This window comes from Mediterraneibacter sp. 210702-DFI.5.30 (assembly GCF_020560115.1).
GTDB lineage: Bacteria > Bacillota > Clostridia > Lachnospirales > Lachnospiraceae > Mediterraneibacter > Mediterraneibacter faecis.
The window spans coordinates 18,431-34,720 of record NZ_JAJCME010000002.1 but is presented as its reverse complement, the minus strand read 5'-3'; the positions used below and the strand labels follow the sequence as shown (position 1 = coordinate 34,720).

Here is a 16,290-nt window from a genome sequence, read left to right as displayed (position 1 = left end):
CAACTCAATTTTTATGCACAATACTTCTTCAACATTCTTCTGGCTATTTTTTCATCTTCTCCATGAATAACGAGGAGAAACGGAAGACCAAGCTGGATCGTGGCGAGTTCAGAAAGATCTTTTCCGTTGATATCTACGCGATTGTGGTTCTCAAGATCCTGGATGCGCACATCCGAAGAAAGATTTTTACAAGTGTGTGAAAAAGTGAGAAATTGTCCGGTTGTGAGAAATTTAATATTTTGCTTGATCATGATATCGCCCCTCGTAAATGAATGTGTTTGATTTTTTCGTCATTCAGTATATAATAAATAACAAAGAAATAAAAATACATATTTGTTATGACAGATATACATTTTTTATATGATTTATCAGATGTGGTTTGACTCCCACCTCTGCAGGTGGAGAGTAACAGATTAGTGTCAGTTTAGGGGGGACTTATGGAAATTACTTATGATTATTACCGGATTTTTTATTATGTAGCAATGTATAAGAGCTTTTCTAAAGCGGCGAAAGTATTGATGAGCAACCAGCCGAATATTACTCATTTTATGAATAATCTGGAGAATCAGCTTGGGTGTAAATTGTTTGTCAGATCTAATCGAGGAGTTACGCTTACAGCGGAAGGAGAGAAGCTGTATCAGCATGTTTCTGTTGCATATCAGCATCTTCATGCGGCTGAAGCGGAACTTGCAATGGAGCGAAGCATGGAGAGCGGAAGTATCACGATCAGTGCGAGTGAGATTGCACTTCATCTTTTACTTCTTCCTATACTGGGGCGCTTTCATAAGCAATATCCGGGTGTTCGGCTGAGACTTCTGAATCATTCCACGCCGGAGGCAGTTGAGTCCGTCAAGAACGGACTGGCGGACTTTGCAGTTGTGACTACGCCGCTTCAGGCAAAGAAGCCGTTGAAAAGTACTTCTTTAATGTCTTTTAAGGAAATTGCAGTGGGAGATCATTCTTTTCAGGGGAAAGAAAAACCAATAAGGCTGAAAGACTTAATTGAGAATCCGTTGATTTCTCTTGGGCAGGGAAGCACAACCTATGAGTTCTATTCCAAATTTTTCCTGGAGAATGATCTGGTTCTATCTCCGGATACGGAAGTTGAGACGATCGATCAGGTGTTGCCGCTTATTATGAATGGACTGGGCATTGGATTCCTTCCGGAGCTGTTCGTAAGACCAGTGATCGAGGAAGGAAAGGTCTGTCAGATTCCACTAAAGGAGAATATTCCGGAGAGAGAAATCTGTCTGGTTGAGAATCATACATTTCCACCAAGCATTGCGGCGGATATGTTCAAAAAAATGTTAGTTCTTAAATAAGGCATTTTTTTAAGAAGATATTGCGGATCCAATCTATTCCTATGTAGAAAATATATATCAGATATGTGAATAAAACAGTATGCGCCGGTTTGACTTTAGAACCGGCGCTTTCTATATTAATAAGTAGGATTTTGTTCTGTTTTAACAGGCGAAAAACAAGAAATAACAAAGGAAGTGTGAGTATGCAGACAGTATTACCACGTGAAGAAGCTGTAGAAGGAGTTATATCTAAGGTTCTTGAGTCACAAGAGGCCTGTGATCGGCTAAATGAAGTATTTTATGAGCATTTGGAAAATTATCAGGAGATAAATGACGATGGCGACAGACATTTTGCAGAGGTCTTGCTCCAGGCGTATAAAAATGGAGATGTCAGCGCGTTGCTACTTGAATTGTGCGGAGGAAGTATGTTTGATCTGCTTCGGGACGCATATCTGATTCCAAAGAAATTTCATGGAAAATCAGGAGAGAATCCGGTTCTCCTGACTGATGTAGAGGGAAAGCTTCTGGAGAGTAAGAAAAGGGAAGTAACAGCTCATGAATATGAAAAGTTCCATGAGACGTACAGGCAACATCAATGTGCACCTAGATCAAAACTGTATCTTGCTGACGGATATGACATAGTTCGTTCCTATACAGAGGGCATGCAGATTCAGGAGAAAAAAGAGAACAAGAAGCGTGGCGTGATGGCGTTATATGCATTACCGGATACCAGAAAGCTTGGACTGACAGAAGCACAGGCCTATGCAGTTGTCTGGGATACTTTCCAGAAGATTCAGAAACAGGCTCCGAGAGTGGAAGTTTATTATGGGCAGGATACCGGTGAGAAGCGTCAGAAAGGATTTGACGAGATAGGAGTTTTACTTCCAATTCATGGATTTGAGAAACGAATGCTTCATCATCTGGATGAGATTGATGGGATTGTTCTTTCATGCAGAGAGAAGATGATGAAAAAGGCCGGAGCGGAAAGCCTTGACCTGGAATAAAGAGGAAGTGAATGAGATGCAGACTCAGAAAATAAGAAAAAATCATATGGATATTCTCTGGCATGAATATACAGATAAAGGTGGAGAAGAAACACCGGTAACACAGGCAAGTTTAACGGAGAAAGCTTCAATTGTCGGAAGAGTGGGGATTATGCTTCTCTCCTGTGGAACCGGAGCGTGGAGAGTGAGAAGCTCTATGAATGCTCTGGCAGAAGAGATGGGGATTACCTGCACAGCAGATATTGGTCTGATGTCGATTGAGTATACCTGTTTTGATGGTGACGATGGATTCACGCAGTCTTTGTGTCTGACGAATACAGGCGTGAATACATCTAAGTTAAACAGACTGGAACACTTTATCCGTGAGTTCGAACAGGGCGGACAGGATATGTCTGGTGAACAACTGCATAAGCTGCTGGATCAGATTGAAGAGATTCATGGACTATATTCTCCAATTGCATTGGGAATGGCAGCAGCATTGGCGTGTGGCGGATTTACATTTCTGCTTGGTGGTGGACCAATTGAAATGTTTTGTGCATTTATCGGTGCCGGGATTGGAAATTTTATCAGGTGCAAATTGAGTAAACATCATTTCACATTATTTTTGTGTATAGCCTCATCTGTTTCGGCAGCCTGTCTGGTTTATGCGGGACTCTTGAAAGCAGCTGAGATTTTGTGGGCGATTCCAATCCAGCATGAGGCGGGATATATTTGTGCAATGCTATTTATTATTCCAGGTTTCCCTTTTATCACAAGTGGAATTGACCTTGCAAAATTGGACATGCGTTCTGGCATGGAACGACTCATGTATGCACTGATTATTGTTTTGGTAGCTACAATGTCTGCATGGATCATGGCACTAGTCTTAAATTTACAACCTGTGGATTTCCTGAAACTTGATCTGACGCAGGAAGAATGGATTATTTTCCGGTTACTTACAAGCTTTTGTGGTGTGTTTGGATTCTCGATTATGTTCAACAGTCCTGCACGCCTTGCGGCAGTGGCGGCAGGAATCGGTGCTATTGCCAATACACTGCGATTGGAACTGGTTGATCTGACGGCATTGCCTCCGGCGGCAGCAGCATTTGTCGGAGCATTAACAGCCGGACTTCTGGCAACTATGATTAAAAATCAGGTCGGATATCCGAGAATTTCTGTCACGGTTCCGTCGATTGTAATCATGGTTCCGGGATTGTATCTGTACCGTGGATTTTATAATCTGGGAACAATGAATCTTTCTGCATCAGCTTCCTGGTTTGCGGCGGCAATACTGATTGTTGCAGCTCTTCCGTTAGGGTTGATCTTTGCAAGAATTCTTACGGATAAGACATTTCGGTATTGCACGTAAGGAGAATATATACAAAAAAGGAACAGCTCACAAAGAGCTGTTCCTTTTTTTAATATGTTAGGAAAGTTCGTTCCTAACATATTAAAAAACGCTCCGCTTAGGATGCGCACTACGGCGTACAAGGTAGGCGTCGCAAGCGACCGCCGCAGGCGCAAGAATGTGCCGAGCACATTCTTTGTTCTAAAATAGAAAGGAATTTATTTCTTTTTATCTTTTTTCTTGTCTTTGTCTTTCTTCTTTCCGGAAGATTTCTCGTTGTCCTTATTCTTCTCGCTATCCTTCGCTTTTGCAGAGAATTTCTTATCTGCTTCAGCTTCCGGCTGATATCCGTTGATATCATATTTCTTCTCATATTCCTCAAAGGCTGTAAGATAAGTTTCATCCTTCAGCTTGCGGACACTCTTTGTATATTCATGAATATCAAAGTTAGAAGAATCAAGCTCGAGAATCGCTACAGCAACGTTAGAACAGTGCGCTGCGATACGCTCGTAGTTTGTAAGCAGGTCATTAAAAGCAAATCCGGTATTCAGATCACACTGACCATTTCTAAGTCTCTTAATGTGACGAAGTTTCAGATCATTACAGAGAATACCAATCAGTTCGCGCAGAGGTTCAACCTTTGCAGCAGTCTCAAGATCTTCATCTACAAAAGAATTTACTGTAAGATCAACAATCTCAACCAATGCCTTCTCAAGCACATTCAGCTCATAAGTAGCAGATTCAGAGAATGTGCGGGACTTTTCATGAAGTTCCTGGGCAACTCTGGAAATGTTGACTGCGTGGTCACCAAGTCGCTCGAAGTCACTGATCGTATGAAGGAACTTGGAGGTCTGTTTCGCCTGTTCAGGTGTCATATCATGCATACTTAACTGCATCAGATAAGTACCAAGTTTATCCTCGTACTTGTCGATCATGTTTTCCTTTTCCTGGATCTTATTGAACTTGCTGTCGCTAAAGTCTGTCAGAAGTTCGAAAGCGCGCATGAGATTCTTGCGGGCATTCTTCGCCATACCGTTAACAGCCATCTGGCTCTGACTGATCGCCAGCGGTGGGTAATTCAAAAAACGTTCCTCAAGCAGATCAAAATCAGCCTGCTCTTCGTTGTCCTCGTCAGTATCTTTGATGAGGAAGAAGACGAGTTTCTCAATCTTGCTGATAAATGGAGCAAGGATCAGGATCGTAGCGATACGGAATACCGAGTTCAGCAATGCGATGCTGACAGGACTCATGACCATGTCCATAAATGTAAAGTGGACAGCGGCATTTACTGAGTAAAATACGATAGACCAGAAGATCATTCCGAATAAGTCATTCAGCAGGTAAATAAGTGCTGTACGCTTTCCGTTCTTGTTCGTACCGATAGAAGAAAGCAGTACAGGACAGGCAGCTCCGACACCGATACCCATTGTAATAGGCAGTGCGGCAGCAAATGTAATAGAGCCTGTGATTGATAATGCCTGAAGGATACCGACAGAAGCAGATGCACTCTGAAGCACAGCAGTAAATGCGATACCAACAAGAATACCCATAAATGGATTCTTAAACATTGTCAGAAGGCTGACAAAATGTGGGTTCTCTTTCAGAGGTGAAACTGCACCACTCATTGTCTGCATTCCGAACATCAGGATCGCAAAACCAAGCATAATGTCACCGATATCGGAATAAGGTTTCTTCTTTACGAATGTACGGAAGATGATACCGATGATCGCAACGATCGCAGAAATTGTTGCGGTGGACAGAAGCTGCGCAATGCCACTGGAGCCATCAATGTAAGAAAGACATAAAATCCAGCCTGTGATACTTGTTCCAATGTTGGCACCCATAATGATTCCGATTGCCTGAGCAACTTTCATCATACCGGAGTTTACGAATCCTACGACCATAACAGTTGTAGCTGATGACGACTGAATGATCGCTGTTACGACTGTACCCAGCAGCAATCCTTTGATTGGGGAGTTTGTGAGCTTGTATAAGATAAGTTCCAGTTTGTTACCGGCAACCTTCTTAAGACTGTCTCCCATGAGTGCCATTCCGTACAGGAAGAGGGCAACTCCGCTGAGCAAGGACAAAACCATTGTAATTCCCATTTTCTTTTTTCCTTTTTCTTAAGTTATTAAGTTGACATGTTACGTCTTGCAAAAAATTACGTACATGGCTATTATAAAACACTTTACCCAGAGTTTACAATTATTTTCTTTAAACTTTACAGAAAAATATTGATTGCAAATTACAGAAAAATTGTAGGGATAAACAAAATATTGATCTTAAGCAAAAAAGTCCTTGACTTGTTCATGGATAATTTCCATAAGATGAGTTCTCGCTTCCACGCTTGCCCAGGCAATGTGTGGTGTGATCAGCAGGCGTTTACTGTCTTTGATCTTGAGCAATGGATTATCTGCGGACATTGGTTCCTCACAAAGGACGTCTAATCCTGCTGCGGCAATCTGATTTCTGACCAGTGCATTATATAATGCCTGCTCATCGACGATCGGTCCTCTTCCGAGATTCAGGAAAATACAGGAAGATTTCATTTTTTCAAACGCTTTGCTGTTGATCAGTCCTTCTGTATGCTCGTTGAGTGGAGCGTGGACGGAAATAATATCAGACTGCGTAAGCAATGTCTCAAAGTCAACCTGTTCATAACCTTCCTGCGCCGGAGCACCGGAGGCGGAGTAGTAAATGACTTTCGCTCCAAATTCACGTGCAATCTCAGCAACACGTCTGCCGATTGCTCCAAGACCGATGATCCCCCAGGTTTTTCCATGGATTTCTGTGAAATGTTCTGCAAAATGAGTGAAAGAGACATCATTTACATAGCGCTCTTCTTTCACATAATCATCATAATAGCGCAGTTTTTCTAATAGAAAGAGAAGCATTGCAAATGTGTGCTGTGCGACAGTCTCAGTAGAATAACCGGCAACATTTCTCCAGGCAATTCCTTTTGAATCAAGATATTCCTTATCCAGGTTGTTCGTGCCTGTGGCTGTGACACAGACGAGCTTCAGATTCTTTGAAGTTCCAATAGTCTGCTCATTAACCGGAACTTTATTTAATATGATCACATCGGCATCCGTGACACGCGCCGGGACTTCTTCAGATGAAGAAAAGCTGTACTTTACAACTTCACCGAGTTCATCATATGCAGAAAGATCAATATCTTCTCCAATTGTTTTGACATCTAAAAATACAATTTTCATTTAAAATCTCCTTGTTTCATAATCAGTATTAAGTATTTTATGATGTGAGTGTCAAAAGTAAATTTTGCCGCTCACTGATGTAACCGGATTTCTCCATTGCTATGCATTTCCGCACTTACATCATTTTATCACAAAAAGAACATAATTTCTTATATTTTACCACATACTAATCAAAAATTGATTATGGAGGTTGTTAACAGTTAAATATAAATTATAAAGTCATATAAGTTGGTGTTGAGCTTTATAAGATATTAGAGTAGAATATTATTGAAAGGAGTTGATACTTTGAGTAAATATTATTCTATACATGAATTTTCAAAAATTATAGGCGTATCTGCTCAGACGTTACGAAATTGGGATGCCAATGGAAAACTTCATCCGCATCATACTACAGTAAGTGGCTATAGATATTATTCCGATGAGCAACTCAACCAAGTAATAAATGTAAAGCCTAAAAATCGCATTACAATTGGATATTGTCGCGTTTCCAGCCGTAAACAAAAAGATGATTTGGAACGACAGATTGATAATGTCAAGACATATCTTCTAGCAAAAGGGCAGCCGTTTGAGATAATAAGTGATATCGGTTCTGGGATTGATTATAAGAAAAAAGGGCTTCAGGAATTGATCAGACGAATCTCTCAAAATCAGGTTGAAAAGGTTGTTGTTTTATATAAAGACAGGCTATTGAGCTTTGGTTTTGAGTTGATAGAATATATCGCTTCACTTTATAATTGTGAGATTGAGATTATTGATAATACTGAAAAATCTGAACAGCAGGAACTTGTTGAAGATCTGGTTCAAATAATCACAGTATCCAGTTGCAAATTACAAGGAAAACGAGCGAACAAAGCTAAGAAACTTATCCGGGAATTGATACAGGAGGAAACAGATGGTAAGAGCCATAAAAGTAATGTTGATACCAAACAACGTACAGAAAACTAAGATGTTTCAGTACGCAGGAGCTTCAAGATTTGCTTATAACTGGGCTTTGGCCAGGGAAAAAGAAAACTACGAAAAGGGTGGCAAGTTCATTTCAGATTCAGAACTCAGAAAAGAATTTACAAAGCTTAGACATTCTGATGAATACGCATGGTTATTAAATATTTCAAATAATGTAACCAAACAGGCAATCAAAGATGCCTGTACTGCGTATAAGAACTTTTTCAAAGGTTTGCAAAAATTCCCAAGATTCAAGTCCAGAAAGAGATCAATGCCGAAGTTCTATCAGGACAACGTTAAGATACAATTCAGTAATACCCACGTTAAGCTTGAAGGTTTTTCTTCCAGCAGGAAAGCAAATAAGCAAAAAAAGAATTGGGTAAGACTTGCAGAACATGGACGTATTCCAACAGATGTTAAATATATGAATCCGAGAATATCCTTTGATGGATTGAACTGGTGGATCAGTGTATGTGTAGAATTTCCTGACTGCAAGGAAACACTTAACGATGATGGAGTTGGCATAGACTTAGGAATTAAAGACTTAGCTGTCTGCTCTGATGCCGTTAAGTATAAGAACATCAATAAGAGTCAGAAAGTAAAGAAACTAGAAAAACAGAAACGTAGATTACAGCGTAGTATCTCTCGTTCTTACGAGAAAAATAAGAAAGGGGAAAGTTACTGTAAAACAAATAATGTAATCAAAAAGGAAAAACTTTTATTAAAACGAAATCACAGATTAACAAACATCCGTAAAAACTATTTGAATCAGACCATATCTGAGATCGTAAATCGAAAGCCAAGATTTATTTGTATTGAAGATTTGAATGTCAGCGGAATGATGAAAAATAGACATTTATCCAAAGCAGTACAGGAACAAAGATTTTTTAGGTTTAGACAACAGCTTGAATACAAATGCAATGATAAAGGGATCCAGCTTATTGTGGCTGATCGGTTTTATCCATCATCAAAGCTTTGCAGCTGCTGTGGAAACATCAAAAAAGATTTGAAGTTATCTGACAGGGTTTATAGATGTGAATGTGGGAATATGATTGACAGAGATTTCCAGGCATCTATAAATCTCAAGGCTTATGGAGAACGATTTGCAAGCTAACACTGAAACGTTAATGCAAATATGTACGGATACGTTAGTCCGGAATTTACGCCTATGGAGAGTACAAGAACTTGTGAGTAGATAGATATTTATATCATCAAAAGCATACTCGTTGAAGTAGGAATGAAACATGGAAGTTTATAACTTTTTATAAGTTTTCAGTAACGGAAATGTGTCATGAAAGCCACAGGGATAGTCCGGAGGATAGATGATCTTGGAAGAATCGTAATTCCGAAAGAAATAAGAAGGACATTGCGGATCCGTGAAGGTGATCCACTGGAAATTTTTACAGACAGAGAAGGAAAGGTGATTTTAAAGAAATATTCTCCAATCGGTGAATTAGGAACACTGGCAGGGATTTATGCAGATAGTCTTTCGAAGACACTTGATTGTACAGTCTGTATTACTGATACGGATCAGGTGATCGCGGCAGCAGGAAACGGGAAGAAAGAACTTCAGGAAATGTTGTTGAGTGCAGAGCTGGCAGAAGTGTTTCAAGAAAGAAAGACCGTGTTGAAAAAGAGCAGTGACGCTGAGTTTGTAGCAATTACAAAAGGCAGGAGTGAATACAGCGAGGAAATAATCAGTGTGATTCTCAGTGAAGGTGATATTGCAGGTGGAGTAATCTTTCTGCAGAAAAATGAGAAAAAGCATTTTGGAGAAATGGAAAAGAAGTTTGCGGCAGGCGCAGCAGATCTGCTTGGGAGGCAGTTGAGCTAAAAGTGTCATATTTTTCCGGGAGGATGCATAGAATAGTATCAGTGGAAAACCGGACATGCATCGAAAGGAAAAGAAAATGAGAGAAAATCATGGAAAAAAAGGGATAATATACGCAGAAAATTTAGTGAAGGCATTACTTTGCGCCTATCTGGTCACAGGAATGTTTCTGTTAATTCTTGCACTTCTCCTTTATAAAGCAGGATTGAGTGAAGAAAATGTAAATCTGGGAATTATTCTCATTTATGTAATAGGAACTTTTTCCGGTGGTTTTGTGATGGGAAAACTGGAAGGCCAAAAGAAGTTCCTCTGGGGGCTTGGAACCGGTGTGGTTTATTTTGTTCTATTACTGCTCATCTCATTTGGAATGTACCGTGAGGTTTCGTCAGGGACAGGCGATTTGTTTCTGACATTTGTACTTTGTACCGGAGGTGGAATGCTTGGTGGGATGGTCGCATGAAGAAAAACCAGACAGATGTGTGAAAAAATACTTTAAAAACCTGGCTGTGTGTGCTATAATAGCGAAAGCAATATGTGCGAAGTTAGGAGGAGTAAAAATGAAACACATTAAAACACTGAATACACAGACACTGAACAACACAGTTAAAAAAGGTGGATGCGGAGAGTGCCAGACATCTTGCCAGTCTGCATGTAAGACATCCTGTACAGTAGGAAACCAGACTTGCGAAAACGCAAAATAAGAAAACCTGAAAGTGAAGATAATGTTGCTGCAGAGTTGCTTTGAGCGGTGATACTGCCTGCAATTATGCGAAAAACAGCAACAGGATTACAGGTGAGGCAGCGGTGCAAATCGCTGCCTTAAGCATGTTTTAGACGTATCTGCTTAGAGCTGCATTGTGAAAATGCCGGGCTTTGAACAGTTACAAATAGATTTACAAATACATATAGAAAGCGAGGTATCCACGTGATACATCAGTACCAGAACAATGGATATAATATCGTCCTCGACGTGAACAGCGGAGCTGTACATGTTGTGGATCAGGAAGCGTATGATGTCATCGAAGTGCTTAATCGCATGAATGAAGATCATACAGTGGAGACATTGAAATCTCCGGAAACAGCAGAAACATTGAAAAAAGAGCTTGGAGAGAAATATTCCGAGAAAGATCTGCTGGATATTTTAGAGGCAGTAACAGAACTGACGGAACAGGGACGTCTGTTTACAAAAGACATTTATGAGAGCTTTATCGACGTTGTAAAGCAGCGTAAGACAGTTGTTAAGGCTTTATGTCTTCATATTGCACATGACTGTAACCTTGCCTGTAAGTACTGCTTTGCGGAAGAGGGAGAATACCACGGCCGCAGGGCTTTGATGTCTTACGAGGTTGGTAAGAAAGCACTTGATTTCTTGATCGCGAATTCAGGAACAAGAAGAAACCTTGAGGTTGACTTCTTCGGTGGTGAGCCGCTGATGAACTGGCAGGTTGTCAAAGACCTGGTTGCTTACGGAAGAGAGCAGGAGAAACTTCATGACAAGCATTTCCGTTTCACACTTACAACAAACGGAGTTCTTTTGAACGATGAAGTTCAGGAGTTCGTGAACAAAGAGATGGACAACGTTGTCATCAGTCTTGACGGAAGAAAAGAAGTGAATGACCAGATGCGCCCGTTCCGTAACGGAAAAGGAAGCTATGATCTGATCGTTCCGAAGTTCCAGAAGCTGGCAGAGAGCCGTAATCAGGAGAAGTACTACATTAGAGGTACATTTACAAGAAATAACCTGGATTTTTCCAAGGATGTAGAACATTTCGCAGATCTTGGATTCAAGCAGATGTCAATCGAGCCTGTAGTAGGTGATGACACAGAACCATATGCAATCCAGAAAGAAGATCTTCCACAGATCTTTGAAGAATATGATAAACTCGCAAAATTCCTGATCGAGCGTGAGAAGAGTGGAAGAGGATTCAATTTCTTCCACTTCATGATCGATCTTGAAGGAGGACCGTGCGTGTCCAAGCGTCTGTCCGGCTGTGGTTCAGGTACAGAGTATCTGGCAGTGACACCTTGGGGAGATTTCTACCCATGTCATCAGTTTGTAGGACAGGAAGAATTCCTCATGGGAAATGTCGATGAGGGAATTACAAAACCGGAGATTGCGGAAGAATTCCGTGGATGCAGCGTATATTCCAAGGAAAGCTGCAGAACCTGCTTTGCCAGATTCTACTGCAGTGGTGGCTGTATGGCGAATTCTTACAAGTTCCACAATACGATCCATGATACTTACGAAGTGAGCTGTGAGATGGAGAGAAAACGTGTGGAATGTGCGATCATGATAAAGGCTGCCCTGGCGGATGAAGAACAATAAAGTTAGAGAGCAGCAGTCAAGAAAGGAAAGAAAGAGATGAAGAAAGGTAAGAGTATTCTCAGCCTCATTCTCGTAATCGCAGTTACAGCACTCTTCGGTATGACCTGTGTGCTTGGACTTGATTTAAAGGGAATGGGAGCTGCGAAGAACATCAATCTCGGTCTTGACCTGGAAGGCGGAGTCAGCATTACATATCAGGTAAAAGGTGACAAGCCATCTCAGGCAGACATGGATGACACCGTGTACAAGCTTCAGAAACGTGTGGAGCAGTACAGCACAGAGGCACAGGCTTATCAGGTTGGAGACAACCGTATCAGTATCGAGATTCCGGGTGTGAGCGACGCAAACAAGATCCTGGAAGAACTTGGACAGCCGGGTTCACTGTACTTTATCAAGCATAAAGACAGTGAGGGAAATGAAAACTATTCCCTGACAGCTTCCGGATATACACTGAATAAGTCAATCGACGAACTGAAAGATACAGACTCCATCGTACTGACAGGTACAGAAGTAAAGACAGCTTCAGCCGGAGTGCTCAACGACTCAACAACAGGAAATAAAAAGTATGGTGTTGATCTTGAGTTGACAGATGAGGGTGCAGAGAAGTTCAAGACAGCAACAGAAGAAGCTTATAACAATAACCATGACACAATCGCTATTTACTATGATGGTTCTCTGATCAGCGTGCCAAGCGTAAATGCAGTGATTGAGAATGGAAAAGCTCAGATTTCAGGAAACATGGATTATGAAGAGGCTGATAACATCGCTTCTACAATCCGTATCGGTGGACTGAATCTGGAACTTGAAGAGCTTAGCTCAGAAGTAGTAGGAGCACAGCTTGGACAGGACGCTCTGAAAGGAAGTCTGATCGCAGGTATCATCGGTCTGGCAATCGTATGTGTATTCATGTGCTGGGTATACCTCCTTCCGGGACTTGCATCCAGCCTTGCACTGATCCTTTACACAGAACTGATTTTAATCCTTTTGAATGCATTTGACATCACACTGACACTTCCGGGTATCGCAGGTATCATCCTTGGTATCGGTATGGCGGTAGATGCGAACGTTATCATCTTCGCCCGTGTGAAAGAAGAGCTGACAGCAGGAAAGAGCGTACACGCTTCTCTGAAATCGGGATTCCAAAAAGCGATGTCTGCAATCGTTGACGGAAATATTACAACACTGATCGCAGCCGGTGTGCTGTGGCTTCGCGGAAGTGGTACTGTAAAGGGATTCGCCCAGACACTTGCACTGGGTATCGTCGTATCCATGTTTACAGCACTCGTGATCACAAGACTGATCATCTTTGCATTCTATGGAGCAGGCATCCGCAATGAGAAAGTATACGGAAGACATCTGAAAGAACGTAAACCGGTTGATTTCCTTGGAAAGAAAAAAATCTTCTTCATTGTTTCCATCATCCTTTGCCTGGCCGGACCGGTCATGATGGGCGTGAACCATGCAAGAGGAATCGGTGCGATGAACTACAGCCTTGATTTCGTAGGTGGTACTTCAACAAATGTAACATTTGATAAAGAATATACTCTCGAAGAGATCGACAGCCAGATGATCCCAAGCCTGGAAGAGATCACAGGAGATAAGAATATTCAGGTTCAGACAGTAAAAGACAGCAATCAGGTAGTCTTCAAGACACAGACACTTGATCTTGAGAAACGTGAAGCACTTGCTTCTTATCTGAATGAGAACTACGGGGTAGAGGTATCTGATATCGCTACAGAGAATATCAGCTCAACAGTAAGTTCCGAGATGAGAAGAGATGCTGTTATAGCTGTGATCATTGCTACAATCTGTATGCTGCTTTACATCTGGTTCCGTTTCAAAGATATTCGTTTCGCAACAAGTGCTGTTATCGCACTGATGCATGACGTACTTGTAGTTCTTGGATTCTATGTGATCGCAAGAGTATCTGTTGGAAATACATTTATCGCATGTATGCTGACAATCGTTGGATATTCTATCAACGGTACGATCGTTATCTTTGACCGTATCCGTGAGGCGCTGGCAACAAAGAGCCGTACAGAAGATCTGAAGGATCTTGTAAACCGCTGTATTACTCAGACACTGACAAGAACGATTTATACAAACTTTACAACATTTGTCATGGTCGTTGCTCTGTATATCCTTGGTGTAAGCTCCATTAAGGAATTCGCTGCACCTCTGATGGTAGGTATCATCTGCGGTGGATATACATCCGTATGTATCACAGGTGCACTGTGGTATGTGATGAAGACAAGACTTGGTGAGGAAGCGAAGGCTGCGAGAGCAGCTTCCGGCACAAAGACAGTTTCTGTAAAAGCAGCAGACAAGAAAGAAGGCACTACTTCCACAGAGAGTAACGCAGCAGATACATCTGCAGACGACAGCTCCAGGAAGAAAAAAGGAAAGAAGACTTCTTTCAAGAACAAAAAGAGCAAAAAACGCTAAGAAATAAATAGCAGCCTGGAAACAGGATGAATAAACGCAGAAATAAAATCTGTCGTATCGGAAATGAAAAATGATTTTCGATACGGCAGATTTTTGCTATAATAAGAAAATATGATACTGACAGACTGGGAGGGTGTTTGGATGGAGAAATGGTTCGTCGCAATGAAAAAGGCGGATTTTAATGGAATAGCAGAGAAATATCAGATCTCCCCGATCATTGCACGACTGATGAGAAACCGTGATGTGATCGGAGATGAAGCAATTGATTTTTATCTGAATGGAACAGTGGAGGATCTGTATGACGGCTTACTGATGAAAGATATGGATCGTGCAGTAGATATTCTTAAGGAGAAAATAGAAGAAGGAAAGAAAATCCGTGTGATCGGTGATTATGATATTGATGGAGTCAATGCAACGTATATTTTGCAACAGGGGCTTGCAGGACTTGGGGCAGATGTCGATACGGATATTCCAGACAGGATCAAAGACGGATATGGATTGAATCAGATGCTGATCGACCGTGCACTGGAGGATGATGTAGACACGATCATCACCTGCGATAATGGAATTGCGGCAATGAACGAGATCGCTTACGGAAAAGAAAATGGGATGACGATCGTTGTGACAGATCACCATGAAGTTCCGTATCTGGAAGAAAATGGGGAGAAAAAGTATCTCCTGCCACCGGCGGATGCAGTGGTCGATCCGCACAGAGCAGACTGTGAATATCCATTTAAAGGGCTGTGCGGCGCAGCTGTGGCGTATAAGCTAGTTGAGGTTTTGTACAGAGTGTCTGGAAAGTCAGAGCAGGAGGTAGAGCATCTGCAGGAAAGCCTGATGGAAAATGTTGCGATTGCCACGATTGGTGATGTGATGGATCTGGTTGGAGAGAATCGTGTCTTTGTGAAAAAGGGACTTGAGCTTCTGAAGACAACGAAGAATGAAGGGCTTCACGCATTGATGCAATGTACAGGGGTAGATACAGCGAACCTGAATACTTATCATATCGGATTTGTGATCGGACCGTGCATCAATGCCGGCGGAAGACTGGATACAGCCAAGCGTGCACTGGAACTCCTTAATGCATCGAACCGGAGAGAGGCAGTGACAATGGCAGCAGATCTGAAAGAATTAAATGACAGCCGGAAAGAAATGACCGAAGAAGGTGTAGAAGAAGCTGTCCGGCAGATTGAATCAAGTTCCTGGAAGGACGACCAGGTGCTGGTCGTGTATCTTCCAGAGTGTCACGAAAGTATCGCCGGAATTATTGCGGGGAGGATCAAGGAACGTTATTATCGTCCGACCTTTGTACTGACAAAGGGAGAGACAGGAGTGAAAGGTTCCGGACGGTCGATCGAAGCCTATGATATGTTTGCGGAAATGAGTCGCTGCAGGGAATTATTTACGAAGTTTGGAGGGCATAAGCTGGCAGCAGGACTTTCTCTGGAAGAGGAAAAGGTCGAAGTTTTCCGGAAACGGATCAATGAACTGGCGGATCTGACAGAAGAGGATCTGCAGATGAAGGTGTCGATCGATATGCGGCTTCCATTTCCATATATTAATGAAGAGCTGATCCATGAGCTTAAGATATTGGAGCCTTTTGGAAAAGGCAATGGGAAACCGTTATTTGCAGAAAGTAAACTGCGTGTGATCCAGCCAAGAATCTTCGGAAAGAACCGGAATGTGCTGAAATGCAGACTGGAGGACCAGCAGGGAAATCAGATGGAAGCGGTTTATTTCGGAGAAGTGGAAGACTGTCTGCGGCAGATGGAAAAGAAGCAGACTATGTCTTTTACATACTATCCATCCATCAATGAGTACATGGGACGAAGAACAATTCAACTTACAATTGTCAATTATCAGTAGATAATATCGAAAAAACCGTACAAATTGCTT

Annotated in this window: 14 protein-coding genes; 11 read left to right on the top strand and 3 right to left on the bottom strand. The window is 41.7% G+C overall.

All coding sequences use genetic code 11. From position 1 onward, the window contains the following. Positions 1 to 11: 11 nt before the first annotated feature. A complete protein-coding gene (locus LI126_RS02100; RefSeq protein WP_054753851.1) occupies positions 12 to 251 on the bottom strand; it encodes a hypothetical protein in 240 nt (79 codons plus the stop codon). Between the two features lie 186 nt (positions 252 to 437). Between LI126_RS02100 and LI126_RS02095 the strand changes: the two genes are divergently transcribed. The 3 genes from LI126_RS02095 to LI126_RS02085 all read left to right on the top strand — a co-directional run bounded on the left by LI126_RS02095 (position 438) and on the right by LI126_RS02085 (position 3,653). Further along, the gene (locus LI126_RS02095; protein ID WP_055166756.1) at positions 438 to 1,322 is read left to right on the top strand and encodes a LysR family transcriptional regulator; all 885 of its coding nucleotides are present in this window, start codon (positions 438 to 440) and stop codon (positions 1,320 to 1,322) included. 182 nt (positions 1,323 to 1,504) lie between these two features. Further along, a complete protein-coding gene (locus LI126_RS02090) occupies positions 1,505 to 2,305 on the top strand; it encodes a DUF4866 domain-containing protein (RefSeq protein ID WP_226901316.1) in 801 nt (266 codons plus the stop codon). Positions 2,306 to 2,321: 16 nt separating this feature from the next. Beyond that, complete coding sequence (locus tag LI126_RS02085) at positions 2,322 to 3,653, top strand: threonine/serine ThrE exporter family protein (protein ID WP_227164740.1); 1,332 nt, start codon at positions 2,322 to 2,324, stop codon at positions 3,651 to 3,653. Positions 3,654 to 3,850: 197 nt separating this feature from the next. On the opposite strand, the gene LI126_RS02080 is transcribed toward LI126_RS02085, so the two are convergent. Both LI126_RS02080 and LI126_RS02075 read right to left on the bottom strand, forming a co-directional pair. Then, positions 3,851 to 5,740: a Na/Pi cotransporter family protein gene (locus LI126_RS02080; protein ID WP_118175458.1), complete on the bottom strand. Its 1,890-nt coding sequence runs from the start codon at positions 5,738 to 5,740 to the stop codon at positions 3,851 to 3,853. Between the two features lie 177 nt (positions 5,741 to 5,917). Beyond that, the gene (locus LI126_RS02075) at positions 5,918 to 6,850 is read right to left on the bottom strand and encodes a D-2-hydroxyacid dehydrogenase (RefSeq protein WP_227164739.1); all 933 of its coding nucleotides are present in this window, start codon (positions 6,848 to 6,850) and stop codon (positions 5,918 to 5,920) included. Positions 6,851 to 7,135: 285 nt separating this feature from the next. Between LI126_RS02075 and LI126_RS02070 the strand changes: the two genes are divergently transcribed. The 8 genes from LI126_RS02070 (at position 7,136) to recJ (ending at position 16,260) form a co-directional block, all read left to right on the top strand. Next, a complete protein-coding gene (locus LI126_RS02070; RefSeq protein ID WP_055147504.1) occupies positions 7,136 to 7,795 on the top strand; it encodes an IS607 family transposase in 660 nt (219 codons plus the stop codon). After that, positions 7,743 to 8,906 (top strand): RNA-guided endonuclease InsQ/TnpB family protein, encoded by a 1,164-nt coding sequence (locus tag LI126_RS02065; RefSeq protein ID WP_055147501.1) that lies wholly within the window; start codon positions 7,743 to 7,745, stop codon positions 8,904 to 8,906. The genes LI126_RS02070 and LI126_RS02065 overlap by 53 nt, the downstream gene beginning before the upstream one ends. A 177-nt stretch (positions 8,907 to 9,083) precedes the next feature. Then, positions 9,084 to 9,626 carry a stage V sporulation T C-terminal domain-containing protein gene (locus LI126_RS02060; RefSeq protein ID WP_227164738.1) on the top strand — a complete coding sequence of 181 codons (543 nt, stop codon included), beginning with the start codon at positions 9,084 to 9,086 and terminating at the stop codon, positions 9,624 to 9,626. A gap of 76 nt (positions 9,627 to 9,702) precedes the next feature. Then, the gene (locus tag LI126_RS02055) at positions 9,703 to 10,083 is read left to right on the top strand and encodes a TIGR04086 family membrane protein (RefSeq protein ID WP_227164737.1); all 381 of its coding nucleotides are present in this window, start codon (positions 9,703 to 9,705) and stop codon (positions 10,081 to 10,083) included. Between the two features lie 97 nt (positions 10,084 to 10,180). Next, positions 10,181 to 10,324: a six-cysteine ranthipeptide SCIFF gene (gene scfA, locus LI126_RS02050; RefSeq protein WP_015528090.1), complete on the top strand. Its 144-nt coding sequence runs from the start codon at positions 10,181 to 10,183 to the stop codon at positions 10,322 to 10,324. 224 nt (positions 10,325 to 10,548) lie between these two features. Continuing rightward, a complete protein-coding gene (gene scfB / locus LI126_RS02045; RefSeq protein WP_227164736.1) occupies positions 10,549 to 11,949 on the top strand; it encodes a thioether cross-link-forming SCIFF peptide maturase in 1,401 nt (466 codons plus the stop codon). A 36-nt stretch (positions 11,950 to 11,985) separates the two neighbouring features. Continuing rightward, a complete protein-coding gene (secD, locus tag LI126_RS02040) occupies positions 11,986 to 14,394 on the top strand; it encodes a protein translocase subunit SecD (RefSeq protein WP_227164735.1) in 2,409 nt (802 codons plus the stop codon). Positions 14,395 to 14,535: 141 nt separating this feature from the next. Further along, entirely contained in the window at positions 14,536 to 16,260 is a 1,725-nt protein-coding gene (recJ, locus tag LI126_RS02035) for a single-stranded-DNA-specific exonuclease RecJ (protein WP_227164734.1), read from the top strand. The last annotated feature ends 30 nt before the right edge of the window (positions 16,261 to 16,290 follow it).

What these genes read in the sequence shown, in the direction of transcription:
- LI126_RS02065 (WP_055147501.1), top strand. Translation starts at nt 7,743, where the DNA reads ATGGTAAGAGCCATAAAAGTAATGTTGATACCAAACAACGTACAGAAA.
- LI126_RS02090 (WP_226901316.1), top strand. Translation starts at nt 1,505, where the DNA reads ATGCAGACAGTATTACCACGTGAAGAAGCTGTAGAAGGAGTTATATCT.
- LI126_RS02060 (WP_227164738.1), top strand. Translation starts at nt 9,084, where the DNA reads ATGAAAGCCACAGGGATAGTCCGGAGGATAGATGATCTTGGAAGAATC.
- LI126_RS02085 (WP_227164740.1), top strand. Translation starts at nt 2,322, where the DNA reads ATGCAGACTCAGAAAATAAGAAAAAATCATATGGATATTCTCTGGCAT.
- LI126_RS02055 (WP_227164737.1), top strand. Translation starts at nt 9,703, where the DNA reads ATGAGAGAAAATCATGGAAAAAAAGGGATAATATACGCAGAAAATTTA.
- LI126_RS02100 (WP_054753851.1), bottom strand. Translation starts at nt 251, where the DNA reads ATGATCAAGCAAAATATTAAATTTCTCACAACCGGACAATTTCTCACT.
- LI126_RS02095 (WP_055166756.1), top strand. Translation starts at nt 438, where the DNA reads ATGGAAATTACTTATGATTATTACCGGATTTTTTATTATGTAGCAATG.
- LI126_RS02080 (WP_118175458.1), bottom strand. Translation starts at nt 5,740, where the DNA reads ATGGGAATTACAATGGTTTTGTCCTTGCTCAGCGGAGTTGCCCTCTTC.
- secD (WP_227164735.1), top strand. Translation starts at nt 11,986, where the DNA reads ATGAAGAAAGGTAAGAGTATTCTCAGCCTCATTCTCGTAATCGCAGTT.
- recJ (WP_227164734.1), top strand. Translation starts at nt 14,536, where the DNA reads ATGGAGAAATGGTTCGTCGCAATGAAAAAGGCGGATTTTAATGGAATA.
- scfA (WP_015528090.1), top strand. Translation starts at nt 10,181, where the DNA reads ATGAAACACATTAAAACACTGAATACACAGACACTGAACAACACAGTT.
- LI126_RS02075 (WP_227164739.1), bottom strand. Translation starts at nt 6,850, where the DNA reads ATGAAAATTGTATTTTTAGATGTCAAAACAATTGGAGAAGATATTGAT.